General features: G+C 71.9%; 20 protein-coding genes. 10 read left to right on the top strand and 10 right to left on the bottom strand.

Annotation, left to right across the window (positions count from 1 at the left end; all coding sequences use genetic code 11):
• Positions 1–46 precede the first annotated feature (46 nt).
• Positions 47–889 (bottom strand): helix-turn-helix transcriptional regulator, encoded by an 843-nt coding sequence (locus BJK06_RS12105; RefSeq protein ID WP_070418105.1) that lies wholly within the window; start codon positions 887–889, stop codon positions 47–49.
• Between the two features lie 53 nt (positions 890–942).
• On the opposite strand from BJK06_RS12105, the gene BJK06_RS12100 reads away from it, so the two are divergent.
• Complete coding sequence (locus tag BJK06_RS12100; protein WP_258027632.1) at positions 943–1,734, top strand: SDR family oxidoreductase; 792 nt, start codon at positions 943–945, stop codon at positions 1,732–1,734.
• A 24-nt stretch (positions 1,735–1,758) separates the two neighbouring features.
• Here the strand turns inward: BJK06_RS12100 and BJK06_RS12095 are convergent, their stop codons facing one another.
• From BJK06_RS12095 to BJK06_RS12085, 3 genes are all read right to left on the bottom strand, one after another.
• The gene (locus BJK06_RS12095) at positions 1,759–2,214 is read right to left on the bottom strand and encodes a hypothetical protein (protein ID WP_156794850.1); all 456 of its coding nucleotides are present in this window, start codon (positions 2,212–2,214) and stop codon (positions 1,759–1,761) included.
• 57 nt (positions 2,215–2,271) lie between these two features.
• Positions 2,272–2,811 carry a hypothetical protein gene (locus BJK06_RS12090; protein ID WP_156794849.1) on the bottom strand — a complete coding sequence of 180 codons (540 nt, stop codon included), beginning with the start codon at positions 2,809–2,811 and terminating at the stop codon, positions 2,272–2,274.
• Between the two features lie 92 nt (positions 2,812–2,903).
• Positions 2,904–3,296: a hypothetical protein gene (locus BJK06_RS12085; protein ID WP_070418102.1), complete on the bottom strand. Its 393-nt coding sequence runs from the start codon at positions 3,294–3,296 to the stop codon at positions 2,904–2,906.
• A 355-nt stretch (positions 3,297–3,651) separates the two neighbouring features.
• Between BJK06_RS12085 and BJK06_RS12080 the strand changes: the two genes are divergently transcribed.
• Both BJK06_RS12080 and BJK06_RS12075 read left to right on the top strand, forming a co-directional pair.
• Positions 3,652–4,122, top strand: coding sequence for a YbaK/EbsC family protein (locus tag BJK06_RS12080; RefSeq protein WP_070418101.1), 471 nt, complete (start codon positions 3,652–3,654; stop codon positions 4,120–4,122).
• Complete coding sequence (locus tag BJK06_RS12075; protein WP_070418100.1) at positions 4,122–5,039, top strand: pentapeptide repeat-containing protein; 918 nt, start codon at positions 4,122–4,124, stop codon at positions 5,037–5,039. The genes BJK06_RS12080 and BJK06_RS12075 overlap by 1 nt, the downstream gene beginning before the upstream one ends.
• Here the strand turns inward: BJK06_RS12075 and rsmA are convergent.
• The 4 genes from rsmA to rsmI all read right to left on the bottom strand — a co-directional run bounded on the left by rsmA (position 4,984) and on the right by rsmI (position 9,260).
• The gene (gene rsmA / locus BJK06_RS12070; protein ID WP_070418099.1) at positions 4,984–5,835 is read right to left on the bottom strand and encodes a 16S rRNA (adenine(1518)-N(6)/adenine(1519)-N(6))-dimethyltransferase RsmA; all 852 of its coding nucleotides are present in this window, start codon (positions 5,833–5,835) and stop codon (positions 4,984–4,986) included. The two genes, BJK06_RS12075 and rsmA, sit on opposite strands and share 56 nt — an antisense overlap.
• Positions 5,835–6,743 (bottom strand): TatD family hydrolase, encoded by a 909-nt coding sequence (locus BJK06_RS12065; RefSeq protein ID WP_070418098.1) that lies wholly within the window; start codon positions 6,741–6,743, stop codon positions 5,835–5,837. Before BJK06_RS12065 ends, rsmA begins: the two co-directional genes overlap by 1 nt.
• Positions 6,740–8,317 (bottom strand): methionine--tRNA ligase, encoded by a 1,578-nt coding sequence (gene metG, locus BJK06_RS12060; protein ID WP_070418097.1) that lies wholly within the window; start codon positions 8,315–8,317, stop codon positions 6,740–6,742. The genes BJK06_RS12065 and metG overlap by 4 nt, the downstream gene beginning before the upstream one ends.
• A gap of 121 nt (positions 8,318–8,438) precedes the next feature.
• Positions 8,439–9,260, bottom strand: a complete 822-nt coding sequence (gene rsmI / locus BJK06_RS12055; protein ID WP_070418096.1) for a 16S rRNA (cytidine(1402)-2'-O)-methyltransferase — start codon at positions 9,258–9,260, stop codon at positions 8,439–8,441.
• A gap of 66 nt (positions 9,261–9,326) precedes the next feature.
• Between rsmI and BJK06_RS12050 the strand changes: the two genes are divergently transcribed.
• The gene (locus BJK06_RS12050; protein ID WP_070418095.1) at positions 9,327–10,958 is read left to right on the top strand and encodes a dolichyl-phosphate-mannose--protein mannosyltransferase; all 1,632 of its coding nucleotides are present in this window, start codon (positions 9,327–9,329) and stop codon (positions 10,956–10,958) included.
• A gap of 41 nt (positions 10,959–10,999) precedes the next feature.
• On the opposite strand, the gene BJK06_RS12045 is transcribed toward BJK06_RS12050, so the two are convergent.
• The gene (locus BJK06_RS12045) at positions 11,000–11,647 is read right to left on the bottom strand and encodes a TetR/AcrR family transcriptional regulator (RefSeq protein WP_070418094.1); all 648 of its coding nucleotides are present in this window, start codon (positions 11,645–11,647) and stop codon (positions 11,000–11,002) included.
• Positions 11,648–11,813: 166 nt separating this feature from the next.
• Between BJK06_RS12045 and BJK06_RS12040 the strand changes: the two genes are divergently transcribed.
• From BJK06_RS12040 to BJK06_RS12015, 6 genes are all read left to right on the top strand, one after another.
• A complete protein-coding gene (locus BJK06_RS12040) occupies positions 11,814–13,355 on the top strand; it encodes an MFS transporter (protein WP_070419424.1) in 1,542 nt (513 codons plus the stop codon).
• 314 nt (positions 13,356–13,669) lie between these two features.
• Entirely contained in the window at positions 13,670–14,230 is a 561-nt protein-coding gene (locus BJK06_RS12035; protein ID WP_070418093.1) for an MOSC domain-containing protein, read from the top strand.
• Positions 14,231–14,313: 83 nt separating this feature from the next.
• Positions 14,314–15,207, top strand: a complete 894-nt coding sequence (locus tag BJK06_RS12030) for a sulfurtransferase (protein WP_070418092.1) — start codon at positions 14,314–14,316, stop codon at positions 15,205–15,207.
• 116 nt (positions 15,208–15,323) lie between these two features.
• Positions 15,324–16,391 (top strand): NAD(P)-dependent oxidoreductase, encoded by a 1,068-nt coding sequence (locus BJK06_RS12025; RefSeq protein WP_070418091.1) that lies wholly within the window; start codon positions 15,324–15,326, stop codon positions 16,389–16,391.
• A 4-nt stretch (positions 16,392–16,395) separates the two neighbouring features.
• On the top strand, positions 16,396–16,968 hold the full coding sequence (locus BJK06_RS12020) for an ATPase (protein ID WP_070418090.1): 573 nt from the start codon (positions 16,396–16,398) through the stop codon (positions 16,966–16,968).
• Between the two features lie 38 nt (positions 16,969–17,006).
• Positions 17,007–18,842: a thioredoxin domain-containing protein gene (locus BJK06_RS12015; RefSeq protein WP_070418089.1), complete on the top strand. Its 1,836-nt coding sequence runs from the start codon at positions 17,007–17,009 to the stop codon at positions 18,840–18,842.
• 54 nt (positions 18,843–18,896) lie between these two features.
• On the opposite strand, the gene BJK06_RS12010 is transcribed toward BJK06_RS12015, so the two are convergent.
• On the bottom strand, positions 18,897–19,496 hold the full coding sequence (locus BJK06_RS12010; RefSeq protein WP_070418088.1) for a hypothetical protein: 600 nt from the start codon (positions 19,494–19,496) through the stop codon (positions 18,897–18,899).
• Positions 19,497–19,521: the final 25 nt, after the last annotated feature.

Here is a 19,521-nt window from a genome sequence, read left to right as displayed (position 1 = left end):
CACGGCCTGCCGGGAGTCGCCAGGTGTGTGACGCGGGTTTACTCCGTCAGCGGGCGAAGGTCTGCTGGCCGACGACGCCGAGGAGCTCGAGCTTCTCCGCGTCCTCGCTGCCCGTCGGTGCCGTGAAGAGCAGCAGCGCCTGCGTCTGGCTCGTCGTGTGGAGCACCTGGCAGTCCACGGTGATGCGGCCGAGCTCCGGGTGGACGAACGTCTTGTGGTCCTCCCACCGGCTCGCCACCTCGTGCAGGGACCACAGCGCTCGGAAGCCCGCGCTGTTCGCCTCGAGGTCGGCGATGAGCTCCGCCGCCCGGGTGTCCGTCGGCCCCGCGGCGCCGACCGCTGCACGGAGTGCGGCGACCTGTGCCCGGGCGAGCCGCTCGTGCTCCTCCGGCGCGTACTTCGCCCGTTCGTAGCCCGTCATGAACCAGCGCCACGGCTGGTACCGCTCGTTGCCCGGCAACCCCGTCGTCGTGCCGAGGAGCGCGGCCCCGAGCCGGTTCTCGACGAGGGTCTCCCCCAGGTCGTTCACCACGATCGCCGGGGTGTCCTCGAGGCGGTCGAGCACCCGGAGGATCGCGGGGTCGACGTGGTCGGAACGGTGGACCCGTGCGGGCGCGTTGTGCCCGGCGAGGCGGAACAGGTGGTCGCGCTCGTCGAGGCTGCAGCGGAGCGCCCGGGCGATCGCCGCCACCATCTGCTCGGACGGCTGCGGTCCACGCTGCTGCTCGAGGCGCGTGTAGTAGTCGGCGGACATCCCCGCCAGCGCGGCGACCTCCTCGCGCCGGAGGCCCGGCGTGCGGCGGCGCTGCCCGGAGCCGAGCCCGACGTCCTCGGGGCGCAGCAGTTCGCGGCGGCGGCGGAGGAAGTCGGCGAGCCCGGGGCGGTCCATGCCTTCATCGTGCACCGGGTCCGGCGACCGTGCCAGGGATCGGCGGTCCCCCGATGACGGCGCTCTGGTTCGGGCGGTCGGGCGGGTGGATCGTGGTCGTCATGGACATCACGAACTCCACCGTCTTCATCCCCGGCGCGACCTCGGGCATCGGCCTCGGGCTGGCCCAGCGCCTGCAGGCAGCGGGCAGCACCGTCGTCATCGGCGGCCGACGTCGCGCGCTGCTCGACTCGCTGCACGACGAGTACGGCTTCGGCACCGTCGAGCTCGACGTCACCGACCCGGCGTCGATCACCGCCGCGGCCGCCTCCGTCATCGATGCCTACCCGTCGCTCGACACTCTCGTCACGATGTCGGGCATCATGCGCGCCGAGGACCTGCGCTCGTCGGAACACCTGGCCGACGCCGTCGCCACCGTCGAGACGAACCTGCTCGGCACCATCCGCCTCATCGACGCGTTCCTGCCGCACCTGCTCGGCCGTCCGGCGTCGACGATCGTCACCGTGTCGTCGGGGCTGGCGTACACACCGCTCGCCGCGACCCCGACCTACAGCGCCACGAAGGCCGCGGTGCACTCGTACACGCAGTCGCTCCGCCAGCAGCTGACCGGGTCGCCCGTCTCGGTGCTCGAGCTCGTGCCGCCGGCGGTCGCCACGGACCTGATGGGCGAGGGCGTCGACTTCGGCGGGATGCCGCTGTCCTCGTTCCTCGACGAGGTGGTGTCGCTGCTGCAGGCCGGCGCCGCGCCGGAGATCCTGGTGCAGAACGTGCTGCCGCTGCGGTGGTCGGAGCGGGACGGGACGCAGCAGCAGCTCATCGAGGCGCTGGCGTCGCGGGGGCACTGACGACCGGCTCGCCGTCCGCCTCGCTCAGTCGGTGGCGCCGTCCGCCTCGCCGCGGGCTCCGCGCCGTCGGATCACGCCGTCGAGGAGCCGGTTGACGAGTCGCCAGGCCGGCCACGCGAGGGCCCCGACCAGCGCCGTGTCGACCGGGCGGCCGAGCGCGCGGATCACGACGTACGCGCCCGTCATCACCAGGCCGGTCGACAGGGCGGCGTTGAGGCGGCGGGGCGTCCAGCCCTGGCCGTGGCTGTGGTCGTGGTGGTGGAGGTCACCGTCGCCGTCCCCGTCATCGTCATCGTCGGGAAGGCGGTCGAACGTGATCCCCCACGCGACGAACAGCCCGCCCAGCACGACGGCCACCCACGCGGCGTCGTCGGACGGATCCCGGAGGAGCGCGAGCACGGCGAAGACCACGATGGCGCACCCTGCGACCACTGCCGTGAGCAGGAGGACGATTGCGGAACGGGAACGCGGTGCGGACACCCGTCGAAGCCTAGGGCCATCCGGTCGATCTGCGCGTGCCCCGTTCGGGACCCCGGTTCAGAGTGCCGCGAGCAGGTCCTGGAGCTCCGCCTTGGCGTCGGGCATGCGTTCCGGTCCGGTGAGCCGTTCCCGCTGCACGGCGATCCGGACCGTGCCCGCCCGGGGGCCGTCCTCGGTGGTGAGCAGCACCGACTCGCGATCGGGGAACGTCCACCGCGCCGACGGCCGCTTCCCGCCCCGGCGTTCCGAGGTCGGGGCGAACCCGAACGCCGTCGTGCAGACCGGCACGACCCCGTCGAGCACCGTCTCGCGCTCCCCGGGCACCTGGCGCGACGCCGACACCGCGAACGAGCCGTCCGATCGTTGCCCGGGGATCCGGAGGCCCCTCGCCTGCTCGTACCCGATCGTGACGCCCTGCGCCCACCACGGCTCGACGCCCTGTTCGACGATCCAGGCGGCGATGGCGGCGTGCCCGATCGTCCGTCCGTCGATCTCGTCGATGCGGGCGTACCAGTCGTCCGGCGTGCGACCGGTCGCCGCGAGCACGTTGTCGGCGGCCATCCCCTGCGCGTGCGATCGCACCGTCCCGTCGGTCATGCCGCCATCGTAGGGGCGGTGCGATCGCTTCACGCTCGTGATCTCGTCAGCTCGCGGATCCGGACCGCAGTCGCCGCGCAGCATCGACGCCGTCAGGCGAGATGAGGAGCGGGAGTTCCTCGCGCGGAACGGTGCCGAACGCGACGTCGCACGTGACGATGGCGCTGACTTCGGCGGCGATCGCGGTCGCGACCTGAACTGCTCCCCGGGTGGTGAGCCCCCACGTCGACATCAGCGTCCTGGCCGATGTCGAACGCCGCGTCGAACACGTCGAGCTCGAGGAGCGTGGTGGAGAGGATCGTGGTGTCCATCAGGTCGAGGCGGTCGAGGAACTCGACGGCCTCGACGTGATCCGGCTCGGAGGGGTTCAGGGCGCGCAGCACGAAACCGCTGTCGAGGAGTACCTGGTCCGGACGCGCGGTGCAGGTGGAGTAGGTGAGCACTCCGCGGTCACCGAACGCCGTCGGGCTGAGCGGCTCGAACACCGCTCAGACGGCGGTGCGTCGGAAGTGTTCGACCGGTGCGGGCCTGACGTCACCCTGGAACGAGTTCAGCGCGCGATGCAGCCGAGCTCGACGTTCTTCCCGCGTCCCTTCGCGCGGCGGCGTTCGTGTGAGGATCGACGCCATCTCCGCCGCGGTGAACACGCGGACTCCGTGACGCACCTCTGCCGGAGCGGTGTCGGAGGCTGACGGTCGGTACTGAACGGTCATGGTGTCTCCTTCGGTTCGTGGGGACGACCATAGGCGGGCACGGATCCGGTCTGCAAACATGTTGGATTTCCATGATTGCAGGGCAGGTGCTCGCGCTCGACACCGCTTCCCACGAGGATGGACGGTGATGAACGACCGCCTCGCCACCGTCCAGCGCATCGTCGCCGAAGCCGGCATCGACGCGACCCCCCGGGAACTCCCCGACTCGACCCACAGCGCCGCGCAGGCCGCCGCCGCGCTCGGCACCGAACCGGGAGCGATCGCGAGCAGCCTGCTGTTCCTGGCCGACGGGGAACCCCTGCTCGCGATGACGTCCGGCCGGCACCGGGTCGACACCGACCTGCTCGCCGCCCAGATCGACGCGACCGAGCTCACCATGGCCACCGCGAAGCAGGTCCGCGAGATCACCGGGCAGCCGATCGGCGGCGTCTCCCCCGTCGGGCACCCGGCCCCGATCCGCACGGTGGTGGACGAGGCGCTCCGCGAGTACGACACGGTCTGGTCGGCGGCCGGGACCGCGAACAGCGTGCTCCCCCTGACCTTCGAGCAGTTGCTGTCGCTGACCGGTGGGACGGTCGTCCGGGTCAACGACCACTGATGGCGGCGCGGACGCGGGTCGAGCTGGGGCGACGCGAGGACCTCGGCGCCGACTGCGCGAACTGCTTCGGCCTGTGCTGCGTGGCCCTGGCGTTCGCGAAGTCCGCGGACTTCCCGTTCGACAAGGACGCCGGCGACCCGTGCACGAACCTCGACGACGCGGACGGCTGCCGGATCCACCCGCACCTGCGTGAGCGGGGCTTCTCCGGCTGCACGGTGTTCGACTGCTCGGGGGCCGGGCAGAAGGTCTCCCGGCACACCTTCGCGGGCCGCTCGTGGCGCGACGACCCCGAGACGCGGCGCTCCATGTTCGCCACGTTCCCGATCGTCCGACGACTCCACGACCTCCTGCGGTACCTCGACGAGGCGATCACCCTCGTGCGAGCGACACACGACCAGACCCCGTGGGTCGCGGCTTTCGAGCACGTTCGTCTGCTGAGCGACGGGACGCCGGAGGACCTCACCACCCTCGACGTCGACGCGGAGTACGACCGTGTCCGTCCGCTGTTGCTCGACGCGAGTGCGATCGCGCGTCGGCAGGGTCCGGTCGGTGCCCACGGCCAGCGGGTCGGTCCGGGGACGGACCTCGTCGGCGCGGACCTGCGCGGGGCCGACCTGCGCGGGGCGACGCTGCGCGGGTCGCTCGCCATCGCGGCGGACCTGCGGGGCGCCCGGTTGGACCGCTGCGACCTGCTCGGCGTGGACCTCCGCGATGCGGACCTGCGCGGCACCGATCTCCGTGGCGCGGTGTTCCTCACACAGATGCAGGTCAACGCGGCGCGGGGCGACGCGGCCACGGTCCTGCCGGAGGGGTTCCAGCGCCCCGGGCACTGGAGCACGACGGCGGACGCGGCCGCCGGGGTCACTCCGCCGCGGCGAGGACCGTCCGGCCGAGGCGCACGAAGTCGTCGGCGCTGAGCATCTCGCCCCGAGCCGTCGGGTCGACCCCACCGGCGGTGAGGAGTTCCGACGCCCGGGCACTGCTGCCGAGGACACCGGAGAGGCTCTGGCGGAGCATCTTCCGCCGCTGCTGGAACGCCCCGTCGACGAGCGCGAAGACCTGCGCCCGCAGTGCTTCGTCCCCGGGCGGGTCGTGCCGGTCGAACCCGACGAGGACACTGTCGACGTTCGGCACCGGCCAGAACACCTGCCGGCTGACCTGTCCGGCGATCGACCACGACCCGTACCAGGCCGCCTTCACGCTCGGCGCCCCGTAGACCTTGCTGCCGGGGCCCGCGGCGATGCGGTAGCCGACCTCGGCCTGCACCATGACGAGCGCCCGTTCGATCGACGGGAAGGTCGCGAGCAGGTGCAGCAGCACCGGGACGGAGACGTTGTAGGGCAGGTTCGCGACGACGTGCGTGGGCGCCTCGGGCAGGTCCGTCGCGGCGACGGTGAGGGCGTCCTGGTGGATGACCTCGAGCCGGGCCGCCGGTTGCATCGTGGCGACCGTGGTCGGCAGCTGTGCGGCGAGCCGGCCGTCGATCTCCACCGCGGTGACGGACGCGCCCGTCTCGGTCAACCCGAGCGTCAGCGAGCCGAGACCGGGACCGATCTCGAGCACCTTCGAGTCGGCGGTGACCCGACCCGACGCCACGATGCGACGGACCGTGTTCGCGTCGTGCACGAAGTTCTGGCCGAGCTTCTTCGTCGGCGTGACGTCGAGCTGGGCCGCGAGGTCCCGGATCTCCGCCGGGCCGAGGAGCGATGCCACTACTGCTCCACCGTCACGGGCTCGGCGTCCCACGCGCCGTAGACGAGCTCGGTGGTCGAGGCGATCTGTGCCGCGAGCATCGAGGCGTCGGTCCCGAGGGTCTCGGCCATCGACCGGAGGGTGAGCGGGATGAGGTACGGCGCGTTCGGGCGACCGCGGAACGGCGTCGGCGTGAGGTACGGGGCGTCGGTCTCGACCATGATCAGGTGACGGGGTGCGACCTCGAGCGCGGCACGCAGGGGGGCCGCGTTCTTGAACGTCACGGTGCCGGCGAACGACATGTACCAGCCGCGCTCCGCGCAGAGCCGGGCGAGGTCGGGACCGCCGGAGAAGCAGTGGAACACGGTCTTCTCGGGAGCGCCGACACGGTCGAGGACCTCGACCACGGCGTCGTGCGCGTCGCGGTCGTGGATCGTCAGCGCGAGGTCGTGCGCCTTGGCGATGCGGATGTGCTCCTCGAACGAGCGGACCTGGGCGTCGCGGCCGTCCTCGCCGGTGCGGAAGAAGTCGAGACCGGTCTCACCGATCGCCCGGACCCGGGGCAGTGCCGCGAGCCGTTCGATGCCGGCGAGGTGCTCGTCGAGCAGACCCTGTTCCTGCAGCGACGGCGCCTCGTTCGGGTGCAGCGCCACCGCGGCGAGGACCCGGGGTTCCCGTGCGGCGATGGCCGCCGACCACTCCGAGGTGGCCAGGTCGGTGCCGACCTGCACGACACCGCGGACGCCGACGCTCGACGCGCGGTCGAGGTGTTCCCGGTAGTCGAGCGCGCCGTCGCCGCCGTCGGCGATCTCCATGTGGGTGTGGTTGTCGTAGACCGGGACGACGAGCGCCTCGGGCAGGGGCGGGTAGGTCAGGTCCCGCTTGGACCCGTCGCCGTCACCACGGGCGCGGAGGTGGGCGTCGGTCACGCTGCGCCCTGCTCCGACTGCTCGATGCGCGGGAACAACCCGGACTCGAGCGGGACCACGGTCGAGGCACCCTGCCACTCCCAGGCACGGTCCACCCGCTGCTCGGCGATCGATCCGCCGGCACCGATCGAGGCCCAGAGCTTCTCGGTCGCCTTCGGCATGACCGGCGAGAGCAGGACGGCGACGGTGCCGAGCCCACGGAGCGCGGTGGCCAGGACGGTGCCGAGCCGCTCGCGTTGCGCGTCGACCTTCGCCAGCGCCCACGGCTGCTGCTCGGTGATGTACCCGTTCAGCGCGTCGACGAGCTCCCACACCGCGGCGATGGCCTCGTGCGGGGCGAACGCGGCGATGGCGGCGTCGGCGCGCTCGGTGACGGAGACCGCGAGCGCGTCGATCGCTTCGTCGGACGAGGTCAGCGACCCACGCTCGGGCACCGCACCGTCGAAGTACTTCTGCAGCATCGCGACGAGGCGGGAGGCGAGGTTGCCGAAGCCGTTCGCGAGCTCGGCCTGGTAGCGGGCGGAGATGTCCTCCCAGCTGAAGTTGCCGTCCTGCCCGAAGGTGATGGCGCGGAGGAAGTAGTAGCGGAAGGCGTCGGACCCGAACGTGTCGGTGATCTCCGACGGCGCGATGCCGGTCAGCTTCGACTTCGACATCTTCTCGCCGCCGACGAGCAGCCAGCCGTGGCCGAACACGCGCTCGGGGAGGGGCAGCCCGGCGGCCATGAGCATCGCCGGCCAGATCACCGCGTGGAACCGTGCGATGTCCTTGCCGACGATGTGCACGCTCGGCCAGAGGCGCTGGAAGGCCTCGTCGTCGTCGGTGCCGTACCCGAGCGCCGTGACGTAGTTGAGCAGGGCGTCGAACCACACGTAGAGGACGTGGTCGTGGTCCCACGGGATCTGGATGCCCCAGTCGAAGCTCGACCGCGAGATCGACAGGTCGCGCAGACCCTGCTTGACGAACGAGATGATCTCGTTGCGGACGCTCTCCGGCTGGATGAACAGCGGGTTCGACTCGTACAGGTCGAGCAGGCGCTGCTCGAAGTCGGACATGCGGAAGAAGTAGTTGCGCTCGGACAGCACCTCGACCGGGATCGAGTGGATCGCGCAGACCTGCTGCCCCTCGTACGCACCGGTGCCGGGGACGAGGTCGCTCGGCTGCTTGTACTCCTCGCAGCCCACGCAGTAGAAGCCCTCGAACTCGCCCGCGTAGATGTAGCCGTCGTCGTACAGCTTCTGCAGGAACGCCGTCACACCGCGCTCGTGGCGCTCGTCCGTGGTGCGGATGAAGTCGTCGTTCGCCACGTCGACGGTGTCGAGGAGCGGCTTCCACGCCTCGGTCACGAGCCGGTCGGCCCATTCCTTGGGCGTGACGTCGTTGGCCGAGGCCGTCCGCAGGATCTTCTGCCCGTGTTCGTCGGTGCCGGTGAGCAGCCACGTGTCGTCGCCGCGCTGCCGGTGCCAGCGCGCGAGGACGTCCGCGGCCACCTCGGTGTAGGCGTGCCCGATGTGGGGCACGTCGTTCACGTAGAAGATCGGCGTGGTGATGCTGAACGAGGACCCGTCGGACATGCGGACCATCCTACGGGCGGGCGGGAGCCGCATGACGCGCCCCGCGCGCCACCTGTGGAGAACCGGACGGGAGGCGCGGTGCGCGTCCGGAGCCGCGCCTCCAGTCCGGTGACGCTCGCGTCTACCGCGCCGCCAGCGCGCCCTCGTAGAGGTCGCGCTTCGACAGCCCCGTCGCGTCGGCGACGGCCGCGGCCGCCTCCTTCATGCGCGACCCGGCGGCCACCCGCTCCAGCACGAGCCGGACCCCGTCCTCGATCGTCGTGTCGTCGAGCGCACCGGTCGACCCCTCGACGACCACGCAGATCTCGCCGCGTACCCCGTCGGCTGCCCACGCCGCGAGCTCCGCGAGGGACCCGCGCCGGACCTCCTCGTGCAGCTTCGTGAGCTCGCGGCAGACGACCGCGCGCCGGTCGTCCCCGAAGCCCGCGGCCATGTCCGCGAGCGTGTCACCCAACCGGTGCGGCGACTCGAAGAACACCATCGTCCGCTGCTCCCCGGCGAGCGACGCGAAGAGCCGCCGACGTTCCCCGCCCTTCCGCGTCGGGAACCCCTCGAAGCTGAAGCGGTCGGTCGGCAGCCCCGACACGGCGAGCGCCATGAGCACCGCCGAGGGGCCCGGCAGCGCGGTGACCGTGACCCCGGCGGCCGCGGCGGCCTCGACGAGGGGGAAGCCCGGGTCGCTGATCGCGGGCATGCCGGCGTCGGTGAGGACGACGACGTCCTCGTCCCGCGCGAGCTCGACGACCTCGGCCGCCTTCGCCCGTTCGTTGTGCTCGTGCAGGGCGATGAGGCGCGGGCGGTTCTCGATGCCGAGCGCCCGCATGAGGTGGATCGCGGTGCGGGTGTCCTCGGCGGCGACCACACTCGCGTTCGAGAGGGTCTCGACCAACCTCCGGGAGGCGTCTCCGAGGTTGCCGATGGGCGTTGCTGCGAGCACGATCACGGGACCATTGTGGTCGCCTGAGCGCGACAGCGGAGACATGGCGTCGGTCCGTAGGATGCTCTCTCGATGACCAGCGAGCTGACCGACGACCGCACCGCCGTCCCCGACGGGCCGGTCGGCTCCCGTCTCGACGACTGGTGGGGGCGCACGCTCTCCACCGCCAGGCGCGTCGCCGTCTGGCGCTGGGCCGGGCCCCTGGCCGTCACGCTGCTGGCCGCGGTGCTGCGGCTCGTCGCCCTCGGACACCCGCACTCGCTCGTGTTCGACGAGACGTACTACGTCAAGGACGGCTGGTCGATCGTGCACCTCGGGTACGAGGGCACCTGGCCGGGCAACCCCGCCGACAGCTCCCAGCCGACGACGGACCAGCGGTTCGCGTCCGGTGAGACCTCGCTGTTCACCAGCGCTGCAGAGTTCATCGCGCACCCGCCGCTCGGCAAGTACCTCATCGGCCTCGGGATGCTCCTGTTCGGCGCGGACAACTCGTTCGGCTGGCGGTTCGCCGTGGCGGTACTCGGCATCGCGACCGTGTTCCTCACGGCGGTCATCGCCCGGTCGCTCTTCCGCTCGACACTGGTCGGCACCCTCGCCGGCTTCCTGCTCGCGATCGATGGGCAGGCGATCGTGCTGTCCCGTGTGAGCCTGCTCGACGGGATCCTGACGTTCTTCGTGGTGCTCGGCTTCGGCGCACTGCTGCTCGACCGTCGCTGGACGTCCAAGCGGCTCGACGCCTGGGTCGCCCGGCGCACGGCAGCCGGCCGCGACACGCTCTGGGGACCGGTGCTCTGGTGGCGTCCGTGGCTGATCGCGATGGGGGTGGCGCTCGGACTCGCGACCGCGACGAAGTGGTCCGGCATGTACTTCCTCGCGTTCTTCGCGGTGTACTCCGTCCTGACCGACATGATGCTGCGGAAGCGGGCCGGCATCGAGTTCTGGTCCTCGAGCGCCTGGCTGCAACAGGGACCGGCGTCGTTCCTGCTCACGGTGCCGATCGCCGCGGTCACCTACGTCGCGTCGTGGACCGGGTGGTTCGTGTCGAAGGACGGCTGGGACCGCGACTGGATCGCCACGGGCGGGCAGCGCTGGACCGGCGTGCTGTCGTGGGTGCCGGACAGCCTGCAGAACTGGTGGCACTACCAGTCCGAGATCTACGGCTTCAACATCGGCCTGCACACCCCGCACTCGTACCAGGCGAACCCACTGCTCTGGCTGCTCATGCAGCGGCCCACGTCGATGTACTACGTCGGCACGAACGCCGGCCAGGACGGCTGCACGGCGACCCGCTGCGGGGAGGCCATCACCGGCATCGCGAACCCGTTCATCTGGTACGCGGCCGTCATCGCGACCGTGGCGCTGCTGGTGCTCTGGATCCTGCGCCGCCGGTGGGAGTACGCCTTCGTCCTGATGGGCGTCGCGGCAGGGTACCTGCCGTGGCTGCTCTACGTGAACCGGACGGTGTTCCAGTTCTACACGGTCTCGTTCGAGCCCTTCATGGTGATGGCGCTCGCCGCGGCGATCGGGTTGGTGCTCGGTTCACGGGACGATCTCCGGCCACGCCGGACCCGAGCGGTCGTCTGGGTCGGCGTGTACCTCGGGGTCGTGGTGCTCGCGTCGGCGTACTGGTTCCCGATGTGGACCGGCATGCAGATGCCGTGGGACTTCGTCCGGTCGCACTACTGGGTGCCGAGCTGGTTGTAGTGCTCGGCCGCCGCGGTGCCGGGACTGCGGCGTGCGCGGCGTCAGGACTGCGCGTGCAGCGCTCGCTCGATCGATTCACGGTCGAGCGGCTCGCCGAGCATGGGCGCTTCCCGTTCGCCCGGTAGCACGCCCTCGATGAGGACCTCGGCGTAGCGCCGCCACGCGTTGGGGTCGTGCGCGCGGGTGGTGTCCGCGACGGCGCCGACCATCGAGGTGAGCATCGGCAGGTCGCGGTAGTCGAACCCGACCCGCACGACGCCGGCGTCCCGCGCACGGCGGATGATCTCGGAGACCTGGGTCTCGAGTCGATCGCGTTCCTGCACGATCGACGGACGCGACTTGCCGGCACGCACGATGGCGTCGGCGAGGGCCCGGTCGCGTGCCCGGAACTCGAACACGCCCATCAGGTACACCCGCAGGGACTCGCGCGGATCGGACTCGTCCGCCGCACGTGCCGCGGCGTCGTTCATCGCCTCGAACTTGGTGGCGAGCAGCGCCTCGATCAGGGAGTCCTTGTCGGCGAAGCGGCGGTAGACCGTGCCGACGCCGACCCCGGCCTCGTGCGCGATGTCGTTCAGCGTGACCGACAACCCGCGTTCCGCGAAGCACTTGCGTGCCGTCTGCAGGATCAGCTCGCGGTTGCGTGCTGCGTCGGCGCGGAGGGGGCGCTCGAGGTCGGTGGTGCTCACGGCCTCGACGCTAGTTGAACTTTCTGGGAATAAGCGGATGCGGACCTTCCGTTTCGGTCTACACTGGTCACAAGCGGATGCATCGCATCCGCTTCATCCCTCCCTCTCCCGGAGCGCCCGACGGCGCGTGCTCCACCACCCCTCCACCTTCTCGAAGGAGGCTGCCGTGACGGCAGAACAGACCGTGCCGACCCCCACCGGGACAGCACCCACGACTTCCGGCTCCACGCCCGACAAGAGCAACCACCGTTGGATCGCCCTGGCGGTCATCGCCCTCGCGCAGCTGATGGTCGTGCTCGACGCGACGATCGTCAACATCGCACTGCCCTCGGCCCAGGCCGACCTCGACTTCGGCACCGACCAGCGCCAGTGGATCGTCACGGCGTACTCGCTCGCGTTCGGGTCGCTGCTGCTCCTCGGCGGGCGGCTCGGCGACCTCTTCGGCCGGAAGAACACCTTCATCATCGGGCTCGTCGGCTTCGCCGTGGCGTCCGTGCTCGGCGGCCTGGCGGACTCGTTCGGCCTGCTCGTCGCCGCTCGTGCACTGCAGGGCGTGTTCGGCGCGCTCCTCGCCCCCTCCGCGCTGGGCATGCTGACGACGACCTTCCGCGACCCGAAGGAACGCGGCCGTGCGTTCGGCATCTTCGGGTCGATCGCCGGCTCCGGTGCCGCGATCGGCCTCCTTCTCGGCGGCGTGCTCACCGAGTACGCGTCGTGGCGCTGGTGCCTCTACGTGAACGTCGTGTTCGCGGTGCTCGGCGTGATCGGCGCCCTGGTGTTCATGGCGAAGCCGCCGAAGGTCGAACGCCCGCGCATCGACGTCGCCGGCGTCCTCACGATCACCGCTGGCCTGGTCGGCGTCGTCTACGGCTTCTCCAACGCCGAGACCAACGGCTGGGACTCCCCGGTCACGATCGTCATGCTCGCCGCGGGCGTCGTGCTCATCGCGGCGTTCGTCTTCATCGAGACCCGCGTCGCGCACCCGCTGCTGCCGCTCCGGGTCGTGCTCGACCGTGACCGCGGTGGCTCGTTCATCGCGATCGGCCTGGTGGCGATCGGCATGTTCGGCATCTTCCTGTTCCTGACCTACTACCTCGAGCAGACCCTCGGGTTCAGCTCGCTGCAGACGGGTCTGGCGTTCCTGCCGATGCCGCTCTCGATCATGATCTCGGCGACGCAGATCGGTGGTCGCCTGCTCCCCCGCGTCGGGCCGAAGGTGCTCATCTTCGCCGGTGGTCTCGTCGCGTCGATCGGTCTGCTGCTGCTCCTCCGCACGGACCTCGACAGCTCCTACGCGGGCACCGTCCTGCCGGCGCTCATCGTGATCGGCCTCGGCATGGGCACGATCTTCTCGTCCGCGATGAACACCGCGACGACCGGGGTCGCCCGTGCGGACGCTGGCGTGGCCTCGGCGACAGTGAACACGATGCAGCAGATCGGCGGCTCGATCGGCACCGCGCTCCTGTCGACGATCTTCGCGAACGTCGTGGCGAACAGCCTCTCCGGGCTCTCCGCGGCGCCGACGAAGCTCCAGCAGGCGCAGGCCGTGCTCGACGGGTACCACGTGGCGTTCGGCATCTCGGCGGGCGTGCTCGTCCTGGTCGCACTGGCCGGCGGGCTCCTCATCAACCGCCAGTCGGTGCGGCTCGCGAAGCTCGAGCACGCCAGCGCGGCGACGACGGGCAGCATCCCGACCGCGGCGCACTGACCCGTCCCGCTCGACACGAACGGCCCGTCCCGGTTCTCCGGGGCGGGCCGTTCGTCGCTCGCGGGCGCGGGCGCGGGTGCGGCGTGGCGGGCGGGGCGGGGCGGGGCGGGGGCGCCGACGCCGACGCCGAACGACATGGTCGACGGCGCACGACATCGGCGTTGTCGCTCGTTGCGTTCGCGAGCATTCGCGGTCCGACGGCAGCGACATGATCGAGGTCGTACGACAACGGGTTTGTCGTTCGGCGTCGACACTCCCGGCACTCCGCGCGGGACACCCTCGCGCCCCGACCCGATCCGCGCCAGGATCGAGGGGTGACCGAACACCAGGAAGATCACGCCGCCGTCGTCTCCGTCAGCCGCGACACCGACCACCGGTTCAGCAAGCCGGTCGTGGACGAGGTCGTGCTCGTCGCCGGCTGGGGCATCGAGGGCGACGCACACGCCGGCACCACGGTCCAGCACCGGTCCCGGGTCGCGCGGGACCCCTCGCAGCCGAACCTGCGGCAGGTCCACCTGCTGCACACCGAACTCTTCGACGAGGTCGCCGAGGCCGGGTACGAAGTCGCTCCGGGCCAGATGGGCGAGAACGTCACCACCCGCGGCGTCGACCTGCTCGGGTTGCCGACCGACACGCTCCTGCACCTCGGCGACGACGCCTGCGTCCGCGTGACCGGCCTGCGGAACCCCTGCCAGCAGATCAACGACTTCGAGCCCGGGCTCCTGCGCGCTGTGCTCGGTCGCGCCGAGGACGGCTCGGTCGAACGCAAGGGCGGCGTGATGGCCGTCGTCGTCACCGGCGGGGTCGTCCGCCCCGGAGACCGCATCCGCGTCGAGGTCCCCGCCGGCACGCCGGAACCGCTCCGTCCGGTCTGACGATCCGCCGCAGGACGCGGCCCGGTTGCGTCGTGTGTCGGTTTCCCTCGCACACGTCAGGGGTGCCGATTACCCTTTCCGGCATGGCCCCCGTCCTGACCTCGCCGCTCGTGTCGACGCAGTGGCTCGCAGACCACCTCGGTGCTGACGAGCTCGTCGTGCTCGACGCGTCCGTGCACACCGCGGGGACCGGTCTCGAGACGACGTGGCAGACGGCGCGGGACTCCTACGAGCAGCGCGGACACGTCCCGGGCGCCCGGCACGCCGACCTCGTCGAGGCGTTCTCCACGCCCGACGCCGACGTCCCGTTCACCCGACCCGGCGCCGAGCGGTTCGAGTCCGCCGCCGGCGACCTCGGCGTGACGAACACCTCGACGGTCGTGGTCTACGACGACAGCGTCGGCGAGTGGTCGGCGCGGCTCTGGTGGATCTTCCGCTCGTTCGGCTTCGACTCCGTCGCTGTGCTCGACGGGGGCTTCACGAAGTGGCGGGACGAGGGTCGCCCGGTGCGCGTCGGTGCGCTCCGATCGGCGCCGAATCCAGCGTCGACCCCGGCGTCGCACGTGGGCGACGCGACGGCGACCACGACCTTCCTCGCGGGCGAGGAGCGTCCGCTCTGGGCCGACCACGAACGAGTCCTCCGTGCCGTCTCGGGCGAGCAGCCCGCGTCGCTGGTGTTCGCCGCGCCCGAGTCCGCCCTCGGCGCCGAGCACCCGCCGATCGTCCCCGGCAGCACCCCGATCACCGTGGACACGCTCGTGGACCCCACGACGAACGCGTACCTGCGCCGTCCCGCCCTCGAGCAGGCCTTCGCATCCGTGCTCGACGCCGACGAGATCGTCACGTACTGCGGTGTCGGCAGTGCCGCGTGCGTCGACGCCCTCGCGCTGACGGTGCTCGGCCACGAGAAGGTCCGGGTCTACGACGGGTCCCTGCTCGACTGGTGGCGGCGCGAGCCCGAGGCGCTGGCCTCCTAGCCCGACGACCCCGAGCGCCGACGCCGGTGACACCGGCGGCCGACACCGGTCACACCGGCGGCCGTCTCGGGTGACTCCGCGCCCGCGCCCGCGCCCGCGCCGACTACCGTTGACCCATGAGCACCAGACGCGCGGTCGTCCTCGGCGGTACCGGCGGGATCGGTTCGGCCGTCGCGCGTGCGCTCCTCGACGCCTCCGGACGCGGCGGCGACGACTGGCAGGTGGACGTGGTCGCCCGCCGCGGTGGCCCCGTCGCCGACGAACTCACCGCGGCGGGAGCGACGTTCCTCCCGGGCGACCGTCGCGACACCGCCGTCCTCCGCGACCTCCTCCGCCCCGGCGCCGACCTGCTGGTGGACACGGTTGGCCTCACCCGCGACGACGCCCGACAGCTCCTGCCCTTCCTCGACGACGTCGGCTCGACCGTGTTCGTGTCATCGAAGGCCGTGTACGCCGACGAGCAGGGTCGGCACGCCAACTCGCTGGACAAGCCCGTGTTCGGCGGCGCGGTGACCGAGCTGCAGCCGACCGTCACGGCGGGCGACGGCGACCCCACCGGTCGTGACGGCTACGGCGCCGCCAAGGTCGCCGCCGAACAGGTGCTGCTCGACCACGGCGCCCCGGTCACCGTGGTCCGGCCATCGAAGGTGTACGGCGTCGGCATCGGTCGGCCCCGCGAGTGGTTCGTCGTCCGGCGAGCGTTGGACGGTCGGGAGCGCATCCTCCTCGCCGACCACGGCCGCAGCGTCGACCACACCACGGCTGCCAGCGGCATCGGTTCCCTCGTCCGCCTCGTCGCCGATGCACCTGACCGCCGCATCCTCAACGTCGCCGACGACACCGCGCCGAGCGTGCTCGAGATCGTCCGCACCATCGCCGGTCACCTCGACCACCCGTTCGACGAGGTCCTGCTCGACGCCGACGCCCCCGCGTTCGTGGGCACCACCCCGTGGACCACGCCGACGCCGTTCGTGCTCGACACCACCGCCGCACGCTCCCTCGGGTGGGAGCCGCCCGTGTTCGCGACGGCGGTCCGGCCGGAGCTCGACTGGCTCGTCGAGACGGCGAACGCGGTCCCGGCCGGCAGCGACGTGCCGTGGGCCGACGACCCGTTCTGGGACCGGCTGTTCGACTACGGCCCCGAGGACGCCGCCCTCGCCCTCCTGTCGCTCAGCGGGGACTGACGCCGTGCCCCGCACCGAGGTCCTCTTCATCGGGGGCAGGTCCGGCGTGGGGAAGTCGACCGCAGCAGAGGCACTGCACGACCTGCTCGTCGCCGCCGACGTGCAGCACGCCGTCATCGAGGGCGACTTCCTCGACCTCGCCCACCCCGCGCCGCACGTCGAGCACCCGGAGGCCCGCCTCGCCGAACGGAACCTCGCCGCGATGTGGGCCCGGTACCGCGAACTCGGCCACCACCGGCTCGTGTACACGAACACCGTGTCGGTGCTGGAGCAGGACGCGTTGGCCGAGGCGATGGGCGACGACCCCGTCGTGACCGCCGTGCTGCTCCGCGCCGGCGACACGACGACCGCCGACCGGCTGCGCCGTCGATCCGGTGGGCACCTCCCCGAGGCGCAGCTGGCGCACAGCACGCGGACGGCCAGGAGGCTCGACTCGACTGTCCGACGCGACGTCACCCGGGTGGACACCGACTCCCGGTCGCCGGTCGACGTGGCCGCGCAGCTCGCGTCGCTCGTGGGCTGGGTCGGTCTGCGGCTCCCTGTGGACACCGCGGATCCGTCCACAGATCGCGACTGAGCGCAGCGCACCCAGGACGGTCGAGGCAGGCTGGACGCATGACGGACAACCGCCTCGGATCCGCCGTCAGCCCGTACCTCCGCCAGCACGCCGACAACCCGGTGGACTGGCGTGAGTGGGGCCCGGAAGCCTTCGCCGAGGCCCGCGAGCGCGACGTCCCCGTGCTCGTGTCGGTCGGCTACGCCACGTGCCACTGGTGCCACGTCATGGCGCGCGAGAGCTTCTCCGACCCGGGCATCGGCGAGCTGCTCCGCCAGGACTTCGTCGCGGTGAAGGTCGACCGCGAAGAACGGCCGGACGTGGACGCCAGCCTGATGGCCTCGGCGAGTGCCTTCACGCAGCAGCTCGGCTGGCCCCTGACGACGTTCCTCACACCGGACGGGCACGTGTTCTTCGCGGGGACGTACTTCCCGCCGTCGCCCGTCGGGCAGGTGCCGGCGTTCCGGCAGATCCTGGCGGCGGTGCTCGACGCGTGGACCGAGCGCCGGCACGAGGTGGACGCGAACGCGAGTGCGATCGCCGCGGCGATCCGGCAGGGTGCCGAGGCGGACCGGACCGCCCGCGGTGGCGCGGACGGTGGCGGGGACGAGCCGCGCCTCCCGAGCGTCGACGACGTCCGAGCCGTCGTCGACCAACTGGCACGAGCCGAGGACACCACGCACGGCGGTTTCGGCGGTGCCCCCAAGTTCCCGAGCGCGCCGCTCCTCGAGTTCCTGTCGGACGTCGCCGCCGACGGCGACGCTCGGGCGTCCGCACTGCTCGAACGTTCCCTGCACGCGATCCGCGCGAGCGAGCTGACCGACGCCGACGGCGGGGTCTTCCGGTACGCGACCAAGCGCGACTGGTCGGTGCCGCACTACGAGCGGATGCTCTACGACAACGCGGGACTGCTCGCGGTGGCCGGGGCGGAGCAGGCCCGGGGCATCGCCGACTTCCTGCGGGACACGCTCCGGCGTGCGGACGGCGTGTTCGTCGCGGCGCAGGACAGCGAGTCCACCATCGACGGCCGGCGGGTCGAGGGCGAGTGGTACCGACTCCCGCTCGACGAGCGTGGGCGGCTCGATCCTCCGCCGCTCGACGACCAAGTGCTCACCGGGTGGAACGGCCTGGCGATCCGGGGGCTCGCCATCGCCGGGGCCCGCCACGGCGACGCCGAGATGATCGAGCTCGCACGGGGTGCGGCCGACGCGATCGTCGCCGGGCACCTCACGGACGGACACGTGTCGGTGCGGTCGAGCACTCCGCGAGGCGCGTCGACGGCGGCGCCCACCATCGAGGACGTGGGACTCCTCGCCGAAGGGCTCCTCGAACTCGCCCTCGTCACCGGGGAGCGCCCCCACGCCGACGTCGCGCGCACGCTGGTCGACGACGGCCTGGCCGGGCGGTTCGACACCGACCCGGTGCTCGCGGCAGCCGGCACCGCCACGGGCGAGCAGCCGCAGACCGCCATGCGCTCCGGCACGGTCGCACTCGCCGCGGCCGCCGCGACGCTCGCCGCGCTGACCGGCAACGAGTCGTACCGGGCGGCGGCGCTGTCGCTCGTGGCCGACCGGGCCGTCACCGGGACGGAGCGGCCGCTCGGGCACGCCGATGCCCTCGGGGTTGCGCTCGCGCTGCAGCGTCCCTCGCGCGAGGTCGTCGTGGTCGCGTCGGACCCGGACGACCCGATCCGTGCGGCGGCCCGCGGCGCTCGGCGTCAGGGGACCGTCGTCGCCACGGTGACCCCGGCGCAGGCGGCCGACTGGTCGGCCGCGGGCTTCACGCTCTTCGAGTCCCGTGACGGGCTCGACCCCGCCGGGTACGTCTGCCACGACCGCGTGTGCGCCCTGCCCGCGCGGTCGGTCGACGAGCTGACGGCACAGCTCAGCGCGTGACCAGCTCGCGGCCCGACCGGCGGCGACACCCGGAATCGGCGGAGTCAGGGGCGCTCAGAGCCGGCCACGGGCGATGCGCCCGGTCCGAGCGAGGTTCCCACGGACCTCGGTCGCGACGACAGCGAGCATCGCGACCGTGCTGGCGACACCCCACACAACGGCGGACAGGCGGAACGACCAGTCATCGGACGCCCACGGGCCGGCCGCGACCGACGACCAGCTGAACGCAGCGGCGATGAAGAGCACGGCGGCGAGCGCCGTACGAGCGATTCTCTTCCCGCTGAGCTGCCCGGTGAAGACCGACGAAGGGCCGAGCGGCGCCGACATCGACGACCACGTCACGAACGCCTCGACGATGGCGTGCCGTGCACGGAGGACTCCGATCCCCACACAGAGCGCCGCTCCCAGCAGCAGCGAGGCAGTGATCGCCACTGCGACGACATCCGGACCGCTCCGAGCGCCGCCGACCCCGAACAGCACCGCGCCTCCGAGCACCGCGAGTGCGACCGAGACCGTCCCACCCCAGAACCGTCGGCCGGTGCTCAGTTCCGCGTCGAGCGTCCGGACCGCGGCCAGTGCATCCCAGGGCCGCTCCCGAGCGGTTGCCGCTCCTCGCACCGCACCACGCGCGCTCGGGCGGATCCACACGTGCACCGGCCGGTTCCTCTCCTCGGCGATC

Source organism: Curtobacterium sp. BH-2-1-1 (assembly GCF_001806325.1).
In the GTDB taxonomy this organism is placed as follows: Bacteria; Actinomycetota; Actinomycetes; order Actinomycetales; family Microbacteriaceae; genus Curtobacterium.
This window is presented reverse-complemented; position numbering and strand designations above follow the sequence as displayed.

Excerpts from the sequence above, each read along its gene's own strand:
- BJK06_RS12090 (WP_156794849.1), bottom strand. The coding sequence starts at position 2,811 with ATGACCGACGGGACGGTGCGATCGCACGCGCAGGGGATGGCCGCCGAC.
- BJK06_RS12100 (WP_258027632.1), top strand. The coding sequence starts at position 943 with ATGACGGCGCTCTGGTTCGGGCGGTCGGGCGGGTGGATCGTGGTCGTC.
- BJK06_RS12050 (WP_070418095.1), top strand. The coding sequence starts at position 9,327 with ATGACCAGCGAGCTGACCGACGACCGCACCGCCGTCCCCGACGGGCCG.
- BJK06_RS12075 (WP_070418100.1), top strand. The coding sequence starts at position 4,122 with ATGGCGGCGCGGACGCGGGTCGAGCTGGGGCGACGCGAGGACCTCGGC.
- metG (WP_070418097.1), bottom strand. The coding sequence starts at position 8,317 with ATGTCCGACGGGTCCTCGTTCAGCATCACCACGCCGATCTTCTACGTG.
- BJK06_RS12015 (WP_070418089.1), top strand. The coding sequence starts at position 17,007 with ATGACGGACAACCGCCTCGGATCCGCCGTCAGCCCGTACCTCCGCCAG.
- BJK06_RS12030 (WP_070418092.1), top strand. The coding sequence starts at position 14,314 with ATGGCCCCCGTCCTGACCTCGCCGCTCGTGTCGACGCAGTGGCTCGCA.
- BJK06_RS12080 (WP_070418101.1), top strand. The coding sequence starts at position 3,652 with ATGAACGACCGCCTCGCCACCGTCCAGCGCATCGTCGCCGAAGCCGGC.
- BJK06_RS12105 (WP_070418105.1), bottom strand. The coding sequence starts at position 889 with ATGGACCGCCCCGGGCTCGCCGACTTCCTCCGCCGCCGCCGCGAACTG.
- BJK06_RS12025 (WP_070418091.1), top strand. The coding sequence starts at position 15,324 with ATGAGCACCAGACGCGCGGTCGTCCTCGGCGGTACCGGCGGGATCGGT.